Source organism: Tessaracoccus sp. MC1865 (assembly GCF_017815535.1).
Lineage (GTDB): Bacteria > Actinomycetota > Actinomycetes > Propionibacteriales > Propionibacteriaceae > Arachnia.
This window is the reverse complement of sequence record NZ_CP072596.1, coordinates 551,577-566,428: the sequence shown is the minus strand read 5'-3', so window position 1 is coordinate 566,428 and position 14,852 is coordinate 551,577. Positions and strand designations below refer to the sequence as shown.

The following is a 14,852-nucleotide window of genomic DNA, read 5'->3' as shown; positions in this document are numbered from 1 at the left end:
CCCGCGAGGGATGGTCCCGTTTGGTTCAGGGCCGTGTGGCCGGACCGTCGTCAGTGACGACGGTCGTCGGTGACGGAATCCTTGAAGTCCTCAACCTTGTCGGCGACGGTGCCTGAGGCATCGCCCACCTTCTCGTCGACCTTGTGGCCGACTTCCGAGACGTTTGCCTCGATGCGGTCCTTCTGACCACTACGGCGGAGTTCTTCGTTGTCGGTTGCGTCGCCGATGCCTTCCTTGGCCTTACCGACGGTTTCCTTCATCTTGTCGCCGAGTCCCATAGGCTGCCTCCTAGCGGTCGGTGGATAGGACTTCCCAATGTACCCGCAGGGTTGGGGTCAACCAAGGGTTTCGTAAAATCCCCGCCATAGGGGTGGGATCTGCGCACTCGACCTCAGGGGAGGACGTCGCCCAGACGGGCGAAAGTGAGGCCCCGGTCAAGCAGCTCGGGGATCGCCCGACGGATGCCTTCTGCGGTGCCGGAGCCCGGTCTGTTGAAGTGACCGAGGCAGATGGATCCCGCCCGGGCCTGCAGGGTGGCGGCTCTCACCTGCGACGCCGAGAAGGTGGCGCCGGCGTCGGTGTTGACATCGAAGTTGATGCACTGAAGCCCCAGGGTCTGGGCGATGGCCACCGCCACGTCGTCGTAGTGCGCCGTGCCTGAGCGGAAGAAGCGGGGCGCCTCGCCCAGGAGGCCGGTGAGCAGTTCCTGGGCCCCCATCACCTCGTCGTACACCTCGGCGACCGACCCGGTGCCGGGGATGCCGTAGGCCTCCTCCCCCTCGACCGACAAGGGCAGGTGGCGGGTGCCGTGGTTGGCCAGCTCGAACAGCGGCTCGGCGATGAGGTCGCGGACCGTGCCGGGGTTCGCCTCCACCCAGCGGGCGTTGACGAAGAGGGTGGCCGGTGTGCCGGTGTCAGAGAGCGCGGCCAGCAGGTCCTCGTCGACGCCGGAGCCGTGACGGCCGCCGCAGGCGTCGAACGTGAGGACGACCGGTGCCTGTTCGTGGCGGAGCACCACGCCGTCGACCTCCAGTCCCCACTGGGTGGGGCTCTGGCCCTGGAAGCGGGCCACGATGTCGCCGCGGCCGGGGCGGCTCGGGGTCGGCGACGGCGAGGGTGCTGGAGTCGTTGGCGCGGTGTGCGCGGGGGTGGCGGCCGGCTCCGCCGGCGTCGGCCGGAGGCTGGGCGACGGCTGCGGCGCGGGCGGGGCTACAGGGGGTCGCGCAGGGTTCATGATGGGAGCGCAGCCGACGACGGCGAGCGCACCCAACGAGAGCGCGGCCCGTCGTCGGATGGTCATGGCAGTCATCCTCGCAGAGCCGCACCACCTTCCCGTTACGGCGCCCACAGCGCCCGGCTCTCCCAGGCACCCGACGACGGATCGTGCCGCGGATCGTGCCGACTGTGCATCGGCCCCGACGCCCTGCCCCGCCCTCGTGGTCGACTGTGGGACGACCCTTCCCGGGCCGTCCGCACCGGATCCGGGGGACGCGAATCAATGGAGATACCCATGACCCAGGAACTCACGACGCTTGAGAAGGCCGCCCTGCTGAGCGGCAAGAACGTCTGGCAGTCACGCGACCTGCCCAGGCACGGCGTCCCGTCGTTCTTCATGGCGGACGGCCCGCACGGCGTCCGCAAGCAGGTGGGCTCCGGCGACCACCTCGGCCTCAACGCCTCCGAACCGGCCACCTGCTTCCCCACCTCGGCGACGGTGGCCTGCAGCTGGGACGTCGACTTGGCCGAGGAGGTGGGGCACGCGCTCGGGCGCGAGGCCGCCGCGCTGGGCGTCAACGTCCTGCTGGGCCCCGGCCTCAACCTGAAGCGCAGCCCCCTGGGCGGGCGCAACTTCGAGTACTTCTCCGAGGACCCCTACCTCAGCGGCAAGCTGGCCGCCGGCTACGTGCGGGGCATCCAGGCCGAAGGTGTCGCGGCCACTCCCAAGCATTTCGCGGTCAACAGCCAGGAACTGCGCCGGATGGCGTCAGATTCCGTCGTCGACGAGCGCACGCTGCGCGAGGTGTACCTCACCGCCTTCGAGATCGTGGTCCGCGAGGCCGCGCCGCGTGCACTGATGAGCTCCTACAACCTCGTCAACGGCACGTATGCCCATGAGAACCGCCACCTGCTCACGGACATCCTGCGCGGTGAATGGGGCTTCGACGGCGTGGTGATCAGCGACTGGGGCGGCAGCAACGACCCCGTCGCCGCCGTCGCCGCCGGCGCCAACCTGGAGATGCCGGCCCCGGGGCTGGATTCGGTGCGCCAACTGGTCGAGGCCGTCCGCGACGGGCGCCTGTCCGAGGCCGACCTCACAGCCCGGGCCGCCGAAGTCGTCAGGCTCGCCCTCGCCGGTGCCGACGCCGAGCGCCCCACCGTCGACCACGACGCCCACCATGCACTCGCCCGCCGCGCCGCGGAGGAGTCGATGGTGCTGGTGCGCAACGAGGATGACATCCTCCCCCTCTCCCCCGGCACCCGCGTGGCGCTCATCGGCGACATGGCTGACACGCCGCGCTACCAGGGGGCCGGCTCGTCCCAGGTCAACCCCACCCGGCTGAGCTCCGCCCGCGAGGCCATCGCCGACAGCGGCCTGGAGCTCACCGCGTTCGCGCAGGGCTACCGTCGCCACTCCGGCATCGACGGCGACCTCGAGGCGCAGGCGGTATCCGCCGCGCGCGCCGCCGACGTGGCGCTGGTCTACCTGGGCCTCGACGAGATCAGCGAATCCGAGGGCGTCGATCGCCGCCACATCGACCTCCCTGACGCCCAGCTTTCCCTGCTGCGCGCCGTGGCCGCCGTCAACCGGAATGTGGTGGTGGTGCTCAGCGCGGGCTCCGTCGTGGACCTGGCGTGGGCGGAACAGACCCGGGCCGTGCTGCACGGCTACCTGTCCGGGCAGGCCGGCGCCGAGGCGGCCCTGCGGGTGCTGACCGGCGAGGTATCGCCGTCGGGCAAGCTCGCGGAGACCTACCCGGTGTCGCTGGTGGAGACCCCCACGTTCGGGCGCTTCCCCGCCGAGGGCCGCGCGAGCGTCTACCGCGAGGGTCTGTTCGTCGGCTACCGCCACGCCGAGGCAGCCGGGCGCTCGGTCCGCTACCCGTTCGGCCACGGGCTGAGCTACACCGACTTCACCTACTCGGATCTCCACCTCACCGAGGCCGGCGCCGAATTCACGATCACCAACACCGGCCCGGTGGCCGGCGCGGAGATCGCCCAGCTCTACGTCTCGACGCCCGCCAGCGCCGTCGTCCGGCCGGTCAAGGAACTCAAGGGCTTCGTGAAGGTGCACCTCGCCGCGGGCGACTCCGCCAGCGTGACGATCCCCTTCGACCGCTACACCTGGCGCCACTTCGACGCCACCTCCGGCGTCTGGGAGACCGAGGGCGGGCTGCGCCGCGTCCTCGTGGGCGCCAGCTCCGCCGACCTGCGGCTGAGCGGGGAGCTGCAGGTCCCGGGAGTCGACGTCGACCCGACCGTGGCGCCTGAGACCGTGCGCAGGGCAATGCTGCGCGGCCTCGCCGACGACGAGTTCAGCGACCTGTTCGGCATCACCGTGCCCAGGGACGCCACCTCCGGCGCGCTGGACCGCAACGACCCGCTCGGCGACCTCAGCCGCGCCCGCAGCCCCCTGGGCCGGTTGGCGCACTGGATCCTCGTCACCCTGCGCCGTCGAAGCGAGGCCAAGGGCGAGCCGGACCTCAACATCCAGTTCCTGTACAACATGCCGTTCCGGGCCATCGCGAAGATGTCCAACGGCATGGTCAGCGACGAGATGGTCGACGGCATCGTCGCGCTCGTGAACGGCCACCACTTCCGTGGGCTGCGCACCATCGTCAGCGGCTTCTTCCGCAACCGGCGCCTGGGCAGGGACCTGTCCCGCCAGCTCAACGCACACTGAAATCACCAAGGAGCAGACCCGCCCATGTTCACCAAGATCCGCACCGCGTGGGGCCGTTACAGCGAGCGCCACCCGGAACTGTCGAAGTTCCTGATGTTCTTCATCCTCAGCAACGGGGTCACCGTGCTGCAGATCATCGTCATGCCGCTGTTCCGCGCCATCTTCGCGCGCACCTCACTGATCGACACCAACTTCCAGGTGTGGCCGGTGGGCGCCAACGTTGACGGCTCCCAGTACTTCATCTTCGACTACGCCGCCGGCGCCCTGCCCGACGGAGGGGGCGGCCTGGCCTACTTCCTCGCCGTCCAACTCGCCATCGGCATCGCGCAGATCATCAACTTCTTCGCACAGCGCAACATCACGTTCAAGTCGAACACCAGCATCTGGCGGGCCGCGTTCTGGTACCTGGTGGCCTACGTCGTCATCACCGTCGTGGCGGCGGCCGCACAGGGCTTCTACAAGGCGCCGATCTACACCTTCCTGATCAACACCCTCGGCTGGGGACAAACCGGCGAGACCGTCGCAGACGTCGTCACGATGATCATCAACGCGGCCATCTCGTTCTGGGTGTTCTACCCCATCTTCAAGCTCATCTTCCGTCAGGAGCCCGTGCCCGCCGAAGACGTCGCTGAGCAGACGGTCTGAGGACCGGACATGACGACCCTGACCCTGGCCGTGCCGAGCTACAACTCGGCCGCCTACCTCCACCGCTGCCTCGACTCCCTGATGCCGCTCGACGACGACCTCGAGGTCATCGTCGTCAACGACGGCTCCAGCGACGACACCTCGGCCATCGCGCACCGCTACGCGGAGGCGCACCCCGGGCAGGTGCGCGTGGTGGACAAGGCCAATGGCGGCCACGGGTCGGCGGTCAACGCCGGCCTGGACGCCGCCACGGGGCGCTACTTCCGGGTGGTGGACAGCGACGACTGGCTCGACCGCGAGGCGCTCACGGCGCTGCTCGGCGTGCTGCGCGGCCAGGACCGGCTGGACCTCGTCGTGACGAACTTCGTCTACGAGAAGGAGGGCCGCACGCACCGGCACGCCATGCGCTACCGCTCCACCCTCCCCACGGGGCGCGAGTTCGGTTGGGACGAGGTGGGCCGGTTCCGCGCCGACCAGGGGATGCTGATGCACGCGCTGACCTACCGCACGGCGGTGCTGCGCAACTCCGGCATGCGCCTGCCGGAGCACACCTTCTACGTCGACAACCTCTACGCCTTCGTGCCCCTGCCCTACGTGCAGCGGCTGTTCTACCTGGACGTGGACCTGTACCGGTACCACATCGGCCGCGCCGACCAGTCGGTCAACGAGGCCGTCATGCTGAAGCGCCTGGACCAGCAGCTGCGCGTCAACCGCCTGATGATCGGCGCGCTACCGTCGCCCGGTTCGACGCCGGATGCCCTGCACCGCTACCAGGTGCACTACCTGGGGCTGGTGTGCGCCGTCTCCTCGATCATGCTGATCCGCGCCGGAGGGCCGGAGCAGTTGCAGCAGAAGCGCGAGTTGTGGCGCGACCTTCGCGCCGCCCACGCGCCGGCGCACAGGCAGCTACGACGCAGCGGCATGGGCCAGCTGGTCAACCTGCCCGGCCGCACCGGACGCAGCGTCTCGGTGCTTGCCTACCGCGTGGCGCAGTCGGTCGTCGGGTTCAACTGAGCGGGAGTAGCACCGTCAGGGTGAACCAGTTCTCGCGGCCGACGAAGGTGGCCTCGCCGCCGTACTTCTCGGCCGCCTGCTTGATGCTCTTCACTCCCAGGCCGTGCGTGCCCCCCACCTTCCGGGTGGCGAGTTCGCCCTCCTCGTAGCGCAGCTCGCCGTCGAAGTAGTTCTCGAACTTCAGCACGACGAAGCGGGCCTGGTTGAACACGGCCACCCGGATCAGTCGCTGCTCCGGCTCGGGCAGGCGCATCACGGATTCGATGGCGTTGTCCAGCGCGTTGCCGCAGATGCTGGCCAGGTCCATCACGTCGACGAACCCCAGGGCGCCGCCGTCAGCCACGGCCGTGAAGTTGATGCCCCTGGATCGGCAGTAGCGGGCCTTGGACGTCAGCACGGTGTCCAGCACCGGGTTGCCGGTGTCGAACGCGGCGCCGAACTCGTTGAGCGACTCCTCCAGGGCATCGAGGTGCTTGCCCCGCTGCTCCGGATCCCGCTCGGACCGGATCACGGCGAGGTGGTGCTTGAGGTCGTGGGAGGCGCGGCTGACCTGTTCGATGTCGCGCTTGGCCGCCAGGTACTGGTCGTGCTGGGTGCGCAGGATGGCGTCCATGGCAGCCACCTCCAGGTCTGCACGCTGCTTGCGCAGCTGCTCGTGCTGGGCGTACAGCGCGATGTAGCCGGCCAGATCCACCAGCGTGCGGATGTAGAAAACCTCCAGGGAGATCTCGCCGCTGAACGGCGTGTTGGGGGTCACGAAGCTGAGGTTGCTCAGGCCGAATGTGCCCACCGCCATGGCGATGGCGATCGCCAGCATCCGCGGCTCGACGGCCGGCGCCATCCCGTCGAAATGCCGCCGCTCCAGCACGTGCGCGACCCCGAAGGCGGCCGCATACAGCGCCAGCAGCACGAGCGTGGGGAACAGTGCGGTGATTCCTGGCTCGGGGTGGAAGTAGAAGGCGTGGATCTGCCACTCCAGCGACGCGACCAGCTCCGCCAGCACGAACGCCCGGGCGGTCACGTAGCCGGCGTCGCGGGCGTTGACCGTGGTGGCGATACCGACGAAGGCAAGCATGCACGCGGCCGCCAGCCCCATCCCGAGCGTCCACAGGTACTGCGGCAGCGTGCCGGCGAACAGCTGCACGCCGACCAGTAGCCCCAGGCCCCCGGCCAGGGCGGCCACCGTGCCGGCCACGCCCCACCGTCGGGGCAGGACGAGGATGTAGACGACGCAGGCGAGCCACTCCGCCAACCCCGTGAATTCCCGCGGGATGTTGGGCAAGATCTCGGTCACGCGGGGTTCCCGCCGAAGTAGGCGGACAGGGCCTCCAGGAACGGCTTCTTCCGCGCGCGGCTGACCGGCAGGGAGACACCGCCGGTGTGCTTGGATTCGCTGCCGCTGAACCCCTCCACATGGCGCAGGTTCACCAGCAGGAAGCTGTTGGAGCGGTAGAAGCCGCGCGGCTCGAGTTGGGTGGCCATCTCCTTGAGCGTGCCGATCATCGACAGCTTCTCATCCACCATGTGGAAGACGAGCCGGTGCTTGATGCTCTCGATGTAGATGACGTCAGCCAGGTCCACGCGCAGCATCTCGCCGCCGACGCCGAGCATGATGTGCTCGTCGCGGGCCTTGTCGAGACGCTCCAGCGACCTCTTCAACTCCTGCGAGAACGCGAAGTACGGAACGGGCTTCAACAGGTAGCTCAGGGCGTCCACCTCGTAGCCCTTGATGGCGAACTGCGCCATGTTCGTGACGAAGATCAGGATGACGCCCGGGTCCACCTCGCGGATCAGGCGGGCGGTGGCGAAGCCGTCCAGGTTGTCCATCTGGACGTCGAGGAAGATGATGTCGAACCGGGGGCGGTAGGAGGCGGTCAGTTCCGAACCGTCGGCGAACTCCTCCACCTTGAACTGGACGCCGCTTTCGAACTCGTACTGGGCCAGATAGCCCTGCAGGAGGTGGCGGCTCTCCGGCTGGTCGTCAACGACGCCGATGGTGATCATCAGTCCCTCCTCGCTCGCACTCACATTACCAATCTGGCCCCTGTCCACGCTGGTAGCCTTACCCGGGAGCCGCAGCCGGGAGGGAACATGGATCTGTTGGTCGTAGGGTCCGGGCTCTTCGGGCTGACCATCGCGGAGAGGGCCGCCACCGAACTGGGCCTTCAGGTGACGGTCGTGGAGTCCCGCAACCACATCGGGGGCAACGCCTGGAGCACGGTCGACGAGGCCACGGGCATCGAGGAACACCGCTACGGCGCGCACATCTTCCACACCTCCAACGACAACGTGTGGGGCTACGTCAACCGGTTCACCCGGTTCACTCCCTACGAGCACCGGGTCTACGCCCGTCACCGCGGCGAGGTGTTCCCGCTGCCCATCAACCTGGGCACCATCAACCAGTTCTTCCGTCGCGGCATGAGCCCCGACGAGGCTCGCGGTCTCATCGCGGAGCAGGCAGCTGAGCTGGGCGGGCGCGAACCGGGCAACCTTGAGGAGAAGGCGATCTCACTGATCGGCCGGCCCCTGTACGAGGCGTTCATCCGCGGCTACACGGCCAAGCAGTGGCAGACGGACCCGCGCGAACTCGCGTCGAGCATCATCACCCGGCTCCCGGTGCGCTTCACCTACGACAACCGCTACTTCAACGACACCTACCAGGGCATGCCCCGCGACGGCTACGCCGCCTGGCTGCAGCGCATGGCGGACCATCCCCGCATAGACGTCCGGTTGGGCGTGGATTTCCTGGAGCCCGGGCACGAATTCAGCCGCGGCTCCGCCGTCGGCCAGGTGCCCGTGGTCTACACCGGCCCGCTGGATCGCTACTTCGGGCACCGCTACGGGGCCCTCGGCTGGCGGACGGTGGATTTCGACCGTCGCGTGCTCGACGTCGATGACCATCAGGGCACCGCAGTCATCAACGAGTGCGACGAGGACGTCCCCTACACGCGCACGCTGGAGTTCAAACACTTCCACCCCGAGCGCACCCACCGTTCCGGCACCGTCGTGGTGCGGGAGTTCTCCCGCTTCGCGCAGGCGGCAGACGAGCCGTTCTACCCCGTCAACACCTCCGAGGACCGGGCCGTCCTGGAGCAGTACCGGCAGGCCGCCTCGGACGAACCACGCGTGCTGTTCGGCGGGCGGCTGGGCACCTACCAGTACCTCGACATGCACATGGCGATCGGCTCGGCGCTCAGCCGCTTCGACAGCGTCGTGCGCGCCTGGTTCTGACGCCGGACACACAGCTGCGGGGCCCGCTCGGAAGCGGGCCCCGCAGTTGTCGTCAACCGTCGGTGTGGGTCAGGCTGCGCTGACCTCACCGGAGTGCCTGCGCACCCGGCGCCACACCAGGAACGCGCCCAGCAGGACCAGGGCGCCCAGCACGGCGGTGACCGCGTACTGGATGTAGACCCAGGTGGGGGGCGTGTAGTCCACCGTCGCGCCCGGGGCCAGCCCGTTCATCGCGTTGGAGTTGGCCACCGTGAACAGGATGTTGTGGGTGGCGTTGCGGATGTCCGTGACGGCCTTCGCCGACGTCGTGTCCACGAAGGACTTCGAAGGCTGGAACGTCAGCGTCAGGTCCGTGCCCGCGCTGATGCTCTGGTTGGGGTTCATGTACGGGTACAGGTTGAAGTCCGAGATCGCGAAGCCCTGGAAGCCCCATTCGTTCCGCAGCACGTTGGTCATCAGCGCCTCGGAGCCGCCGGCCCACGTGGAGCCGATGCGGTTGAAGGAGCTCATGATGCCCGCCGCGCCGATGGTGGTGTCGGTGCGGGTGCCATCGGCACCCGAAATGTAGGACACGTCCATCGAGATGTTCTTGACGGCCATCTCGAAGGGCTTCAGGTACAGCTCGCGGATCGTCTGCTCGGTCGCCCACGTGGCGATGCCGTTGTTGACGCGGTTGGTCTCCTGCTCATTGAGCGCGAAGTGCTTGAGCATCGTGTAGACGCCCTTCTCGGCGACACCGTTGGCCACAGAGGTCAGCAGCGCACCCGACAGCAGCGGATCTTCCGAGTAGTACTCGAAGTTGCGGCCGCCGAACGGCGAGCGGTGCAGGTTGGCCGCCGGGGCGTACCAGCCGTTGATGCCCTTGTGGAGCGCCTCGTTGCCGAGCATGCGGCCCATCTCGGTGCCCAGGTCGACGTCCCACGTCTGCGCGATGAGGAACTGCGACGGGTAGGCAACGCCGTTGATGGACGAGTTGATGAACGACGAGAAGCCCGCGGGGCCGTCCGGCTCCAGGGTCTGCGGCTTGGCGATCGAGCCGATGCCTGCGGTCTGGTAGGCGCCGTTGAGCAGCAGGTCGGACATCTCGGAGACCGTCAGCGAATCCAGCAGTTCGGCCCACTGGGGATCATCCTTGGCCAGGCCGCGCATGTCGATAAGGGTCAGGTCCGACCCCTTGCCGGTGGCAGGCTTGTCGCCGTCGAACTCGTCGGCCGCAGCCTCGTGGTCCCACGGTGCGAAGCCGGCGACGATGGCGTCGCCCGCCACGTACTGATCCTCCGACGGGGCGGTCGGGAAGGTGCCCGCGAAGTCGGCGCGCGACATCGAGACGACCTTGCCGTCCTGGGGCGCGGCCGCGAATTGCTCGGAGACGCCGTCGAACTGGTTGGTGACCTCGGTGAGATCGGTGGAGCGGTGGTTGTCGCCGGAGTACACCACGGTCTCGTCCACGGTGTAGGCGATCGGCTCCACGCCGTCGGCGAGGGTGTGCGAGTCCGTTCGCAGGCTGATCTCGTAGTCGCCGGCCTCCAGGACGTAGGCGCGGTTCTCCAGGTGGTCGTAGGACGCCATGTCCTCGACCGCGAACTCGAGCGTGAGGGTCTCTGAGGCGCCCGGTTCGATCATGTCCGTCTTGGCGAAGGCCCCCAGGACCACCTCTGCCTTCTCGATGCCGCCCGGCGTGTAGGGCGCCGAGTAGTACAGCTCGACGACGTCGCGGCCGGCGACGGCACCGGTGTTGGTGACCTCCACCTCCACCGAGATGGCGCCGTCCACGGCACCCGCCTCGGAGGACACGACGCGCCAGGCGAAGTCGGTGTAGCTGAGGCCGTGGCCGAACGGGTAGACCACCGCGTCGTCGTAGTCGATGAAGCCCTCAGCGGCCGCCGTCTCGTAGTAGCGGTAGCCGATGTAGATGCCCTCCGCGTAGTTCACGAACGGGGCGTCGGAGGTCAGCGTCGCGTTGGAGGTGGCGCGCTCCACGGCCGAGACCGGGAAGGAGGCTTCGATGTTGTTGTAGATGAAGTCGCCGAAGTTCGCGTAGGTGGGGTCCTTCGTGAAGTCGGCGGCCCAGACGTCGGCGGTGCGGCCCGAGGGGTTCACGTCGCCGGCGAGGATACCGCCGAGCGCAGAGAATCCGCTGGCGCCGGGCGAGCCGGCCAGCAGGATGGCGTCGACCCCGGCGTCGTCCTGGAGATCGCCCAGTTCCATGGTGGTGGAGGCGTTGACGACGACCACCACGGTGTCGAACGACGACTTCGCGAGCTCGATGAGGTCGCGCTCGTCCTGGTTCAGTTCCAGCTGGTGCTGACCATCGACGGCGTTCTCGTCCCAGCCGGCCATGTCACGGGTGAGGTCGCCGCCCTCGCCGCCGGGGCGGCCGATGAAGACGATGCCCGCATCCGCGAAGTCCTGGAACGAGCCCTGGAGGGCCTCGTACTGTGCGACGGGGAGCTCACCGATGGTGTAGCTGGAGGCCTCGGGGTTGTCCATCTCGATGTGGCCCCGACGGTTCTCGGCGGCGAACGCCTCGATGGCCGTGTAGACCTCTTCGTTGATCTCGAACCCGGCGCCCTCGAGCCCGCCGCGGGCGGTCACCGCGGAGCGGGTCTCGACGGAGCCGGAGCCGGCGCCGCCGAAGACGGGGTCCGCGGCCGCGCGGCCCAACATGGTGACCCGCCGGGCCGAGGCGAGCGGCAGGGCCGCGCCGTCGTTCTTGGCCAGCACGATGCCGCCGGCGGCGATCTCCTCGACGAGTTCCTTGGCCGCCGCGTCGACATCATCGATGGTGGCGAAATCGGCCGTGTAGTACTCGGTGTCCCACCCCTCGGATTCCTCCGAGTTGGTGAAGGTGTAGGTACCAGAACCGAGCTGGGAGGCGACCCAGCCGCCACCGACCACGAGCGCCACATTGGCGGCGATGATCAGGGCGGTCACCGTCACGAGGACGGGGACCCAGATCCACAGGAACCTCTTGTTCGGCATTGGCGCCTTCCGGCGATCAGAGACCTTCTTCGGTCTGGCGTTCACTACTTGTCTCCTTCGAGCACAGGTTCAATGATGAGGTGTGGGGGCGGTTACTCGGAAACTTCGGAGATTTCGCCGTCCTGGTCGATCTGCCAGGTCTTGTCGTCGGCGGCGGAATCGGCTTCGATGGTGAACTTGCCGTCCTTGATCTCGATGGTCCCCTGCACGCGGGAGGTCTTCTCCGAGTAGGTGTAGGGCATCACGAGGAGGCCGTACTTCACGGTGGGGGCGTCGACGTCGCTGGCCAGCATGACCTGGTTCCAGTCGTCGTCCTTGAGTGCTTCGAGCACGGTCTGGCGGGCGTTCTCCAGGTCTTCGGCCACGTCCACCTCGCTGGCGGCGGGCGCGCTAACGGCGGGGGCGGCGGCGTCGTCCCCGGCGGAGCAGGCGGTGACGCCCAGGGCGCCGGTCAGCGCGAACAGGAGGCCGAGTCCGGTGGTCAGAATCTTGTTGGTCTTCACTTCTTGTTCCTTATCGTCTGTGGCTCCGGGCGGGTCCCGGTGCCGGGAACGGGTGGCGGGCCGAAGTGGATCGGCCCGCCACCCGGGCGGTGTGGTTGGTCAGCCGGCGATGGGGCCGGCGTAGTTCAGGCCGAAGCCGTAGTCGTAGACGTTGCCGTTGGCGTCTGTGTAGGGCGTCACGTCCTTGGCGACGTCCTCGAACTGCTTCTCGACGGTGTCCATGTCCGCGGGGAACTGGATGGGCAGGCGGCCCTTGGGCTCGTACAGGCCCAGGGAGACCTCGATCAGCGCCTGGTCGCTCGTGCCGAAGCCGACGACGATGGCATCGGATTTCGCCTCGAACTCCGCCGGGATGACCGGGTTGGCCGCCTTGAGGACGGTCACGACGGGGATGTCCTTGCCGCTGGCTTCGACGGCCGCGACGGCCCGCTCGAACGAATCCAGGTCGGCCTCGTTGGAGATGCGCGAGGTGTTGCCGAAGTAGGAGCGGTTCTGCTTGGTGCCGTCCTCGAGAAGGTCGCCCGAGATCGACACCTTGCGGACGTTCTCGCCGTCGGCGGTGTAGGGACGGTACTGCAAGGACAGCGGGTACCACTCGCCGGTCGCGGCGTCGAAGCCCGAGTTGCCGAACACGGCGCCGGCCACGGGGCTGTCCATGCCGACGAGCACGAGGTCGACATCGCTCAGGTCTGGCGCGGTGTAGCCGACGACCTTTCCGTCAGCATCCTTCTCCACCTCGTCGGTGACGACCTTGGAGAAGTACTTGGCAGCGACGTCGAGGTCCATGGTCGGGCCCTCGGTGTAGGCCGGTTCGCCGAAGATGCTCGCCGTGCCGACGTCGTAGGACTGGGGGATGTACACGGTCTTGTCGGACCACTGTGCTGCCTCGGCCGCGGCGATGGTGCCGTCGTCGTTCTTCAGCATGACCACCGAATCGAGTTGGGCGGCGTAGCCGGCCTCCACCTTGTCCTCGCTCGCCAGGGTCTCGGCCGACTGCTCGGGGTCGAGGAAGGCGCTCTCGTAGAGGCCGGGGTTGAAGAACATGGTGAGGATGCGGGCGCCGGACTCCTGGAAGCGGGTCTCCGCGTCCACGTCGAGTTCGCCGGCCTCGTGCTTGGTCTGCCACAGCTCGGCCGCCTCGAGGAGGAAGGTGGCGTCGTTCACGCCGCCGAACATGTCGTGGCCGGTGCCCAGCACCTCGACGTATCGCTCCGCCGGGCTGAGCTCCTCCGCGCCCCACGCGGTGCCGATGAAGGCGCCCTCGTCCTTGGCCCCCGTCATGACTCCCCAGTCGGTGACGATGACGCCCTGGTAGGAGTTGTCCTCCCGAAGGATCGCCATGCGGCTGGCGTCGTACGCCGTGCCCATGCGGTCCTCGAACAGTGGCTCGCCGTCGGCGTCCAGCGCGATCGAGTAGGCCGTCATGACTGCTGCGGAGTCGAGCGCACCCTGGAAGACCGAGACGTGCTCGGCCAGGTTGTCGCCCGGGTAGACGCCGTACTTGCCGGCGTCGGTGTGGGCCTCGCGGCCACCCTCGCCCGGCCCGTCGCCGGCGAAGTGCTTGATCATGGCGTTGACGGATTCCGTCCCCCAAGCGTCTTCGCCCCCGGTGCCCTGGAAGCCGTCGACGTAGGCGGCGGCCAGTTCGGCCGCCTGGGCTGCGTCCTCACCGAAGGTGCCGCCGACGCGCAGCCAGCGGGGTTCGGTGGCGAGGTCGATCTGGGGGCTCAGCGCGGTGGAGATGCCCAGCGCACGGTATTCAGCAGAGGCCATCTCGCCGAAGTTCTGGGTGTGCTCCGCGTTGAACGTTGCCGCCAGGCCCAAGTTGGAGGGCCAGCGGGAGATGTCGGCGCCATCGGCGTTGTAGCCGCCGGAGCCGGCGGTCGACCGCGGGTCGGAAGCGAAGTTGACCGGCACGTAGGGGGTGTCCTCCGTGGACAGGGTCTCGACGAACGCCTGCATCTCGTTGACCCACGGCACGGTGACCTTGGCGTCGCTGCCGGCCGCGTTGAGGACGGCGCGCAGGTTGGACTCGGACAGGTAGGTCTTCTGCGCGTCGGTGAGGCCGTCCGCAGGGGTGCGCTCGTGCGAGCTGAACAGCATGAGGCCGGCGATCTGCTCGATCGACATCTGGCCGGCGAGGTCGGCGGCGCGCTCGGTGGCTTCGACCCGCCAGTCCTCCCACACGTCGAGTTCGCCGTTGGCGTTCATGTCCTTGAACGCGTACGTGGCGCCGTCGATCTCCTCCTCGAGCAGCGTGACGCCGCTCTCGGCGCCGTAGGACAGTGTGGGGCCGTCCCCGGGGTTGTCGACGACCATGAAGGTCGTGGTGCCGTCGGTGACCTCACGCTCGGTGTAGTCGCCGGTGGTGGTGGTCTCGCTGACCGATTGCGCAGCCGAAGGAGATGGGGACTCGGTCCCCTGCTGCGCCGGGGCTGCGGTGCAACCCGAAAGAGCCATGGCCGCCACGCCGGCGAAAGCCAGGACACGCACGGCGGAGCGCTTCATCGGATGGCCCCCTGCACCCTCACGCTGAAGTACCTTCATCTAATTCTCCTCGTCGAGTGGGACGCGGC

At 68.3% G+C, this 14,852-nt stretch carries 11 protein-coding genes; 4 read left to right on the top strand and 7 right to left on the bottom strand.

Annotated elements, in window-relative coordinates; translation table 11 throughout:
- Positions 1-50: 50 nt before the first annotated feature.
- Positions 51-278 (bottom strand): CsbD family protein, encoded by a 228-nt coding sequence (locus J7D54_RS02380; RefSeq protein ID WP_182762464.1) that lies wholly within the window; start codon positions 276-278, stop codon positions 51-53.
- Positions 279-391: 113 nt separating this feature from the next.
- On the bottom strand, positions 392-1,300 hold the full coding sequence (locus J7D54_RS02375; protein ID WP_209455190.1) for a polysaccharide deacetylase family protein: 909 nt from the start codon (positions 1,298-1,300) through the stop codon (positions 392-394).
- Positions 1,301-1,510: 210 nt separating this feature from the next.
- Here J7D54_RS02375 and J7D54_RS02370 point away from each other — a divergent pair, with 210 nt between their 5' ends.
- Genes J7D54_RS02370 through J7D54_RS02360 form a run of 3 tightly spaced genes read left to right on the top strand, consistent with a single transcriptional unit; the run spans position 1,511 to position 5,560 of the window.
- Positions 1,511-3,901 (top strand): glycoside hydrolase family 3 C-terminal domain-containing protein, encoded by a 2,391-nt coding sequence (locus J7D54_RS02370; protein WP_182762469.1) that lies wholly within the window; start codon positions 1,511-1,513, stop codon positions 3,899-3,901.
- A 24-nt stretch (positions 3,902-3,925) separates the two neighbouring features.
- Positions 3,926-4,546, top strand: coding sequence for a hypothetical protein (locus J7D54_RS02365; RefSeq protein ID WP_182762471.1), 621 nt, complete (start codon positions 3,926-3,928; stop codon positions 4,544-4,546).
- Positions 4,547-4,555: 9 nt separating this feature from the next.
- On the top strand, positions 4,556-5,560 hold the full coding sequence (locus tag J7D54_RS02360; protein ID WP_182762473.1) for a glycosyltransferase family 2 protein: 1,005 nt from the start codon (positions 4,556-4,558) through the stop codon (positions 5,558-5,560).
- On the opposite strand, the gene J7D54_RS02355 is transcribed toward J7D54_RS02360, so the two are convergent.
- Positions 5,553-6,854 carry an ATP-binding protein gene (locus J7D54_RS02355; protein WP_182762475.1) on the bottom strand — a complete coding sequence of 434 codons (1,302 nt, stop codon included), beginning with the start codon at positions 6,852-6,854 and terminating at the stop codon, positions 5,553-5,555. The two genes, J7D54_RS02360 and J7D54_RS02355, sit on opposite strands and share 8 nt — an antisense overlap.
- A complete protein-coding gene (locus J7D54_RS02350; protein WP_182762477.1) occupies positions 6,851-7,564 on the bottom strand; it encodes a LytTR family DNA-binding domain-containing protein in 714 nt (237 codons plus the stop codon). The genes J7D54_RS02355 and J7D54_RS02350 overlap by 4 nt, the downstream gene beginning before the upstream one ends.
- Positions 7,565-7,651: 87 nt before the next feature.
- Between J7D54_RS02350 and glf the strand changes: the two genes are divergently transcribed.
- Positions 7,652-8,791, top strand: coding sequence for a UDP-galactopyranose mutase (glf, locus tag J7D54_RS02345; protein WP_182762478.1), 1,140 nt, complete (start codon positions 7,652-7,654; stop codon positions 8,789-8,791).
- A gap of 69 nt (positions 8,792-8,860) precedes the next feature.
- Here the strand turns inward: glf and J7D54_RS02340 are convergent, their stop codons facing one another.
- The 3 genes from J7D54_RS02340 to J7D54_RS02330 all read right to left on the bottom strand — a co-directional run bounded on the left by J7D54_RS02340 (position 8,861) and on the right by J7D54_RS02330 (position 14,823).
- The gene (locus tag J7D54_RS02340) at positions 8,861-11,773 is read right to left on the bottom strand and encodes a glycoside hydrolase family 3 C-terminal domain-containing protein (protein WP_182762480.1); all 2,913 of its coding nucleotides are present in this window, start codon (positions 11,771-11,773) and stop codon (positions 8,861-8,863) included.
- 92 nt (positions 11,774-11,865) lie between these two features.
- Positions 11,866-12,276, bottom strand: a complete 411-nt coding sequence (locus J7D54_RS02335; protein ID WP_182762481.1) for a hypothetical protein — start codon at positions 12,274-12,276, stop codon at positions 11,866-11,868.
- Between the two features lie 99 nt (positions 12,277-12,375).
- The gene (locus tag J7D54_RS02330; protein WP_209455189.1) at positions 12,376-14,823 is read right to left on the bottom strand and encodes a glycoside hydrolase family 3 N-terminal domain-containing protein; all 2,448 of its coding nucleotides are present in this window, start codon (positions 14,821-14,823) and stop codon (positions 12,376-12,378) included.
- Positions 14,824-14,852 lie beyond the last annotated feature (29 nt).

Bases quoted from the DNA above. Each gene is read 5' to 3' on its own strand.
- J7D54_RS02380 (WP_182762464.1), bottom strand. From the start codon at position 278: ATGGGACTCGGCGACAAGATGAAGGAAACCGTCGGTAAGGCCAAGGAA.
- J7D54_RS02375 (WP_209455190.1), bottom strand. From the start codon at position 1,300: ATGACCATCCGACGACGGGCCGCGCTCTCGTTGGGTGCGCTCGCCGTC.
- J7D54_RS02370 (WP_182762469.1), top strand. From the start codon at position 1,511: ATGACCCAGGAACTCACGACGCTTGAGAAGGCCGCCCTGCTGAGCGGC.
- J7D54_RS02365 (WP_182762471.1), top strand. From the start codon at position 3,926: ATGTTCACCAAGATCCGCACCGCGTGGGGCCGTTACAGCGAGCGCCAC.
- J7D54_RS02360 (WP_182762473.1), top strand. From the start codon at position 4,556: ATGACGACCCTGACCCTGGCCGTGCCGAGCTACAACTCGGCCGCCTAC.
- J7D54_RS02350 (WP_182762477.1), bottom strand. From the start codon at position 7,564: ATGATCACCATCGGCGTCGTTGACGACCAGCCGGAGAGCCGCCACCTC.
- glf (WP_182762478.1), top strand. From the start codon at position 7,652: ATGGATCTGTTGGTCGTAGGGTCCGGGCTCTTCGGGCTGACCATCGCG.
- J7D54_RS02340 (WP_182762480.1), bottom strand. From the start codon at position 11,773: ATGCCGAACAAGAGGTTCCTGTGGATCTGGGTCCCCGTCCTCGTGACG.
- J7D54_RS02330 (WP_209455189.1), bottom strand. From the start codon at position 14,823: ATGAAGGTACTTCAGCGTGAGGGTGCAGGGGGCCATCCGATGAAGCGC.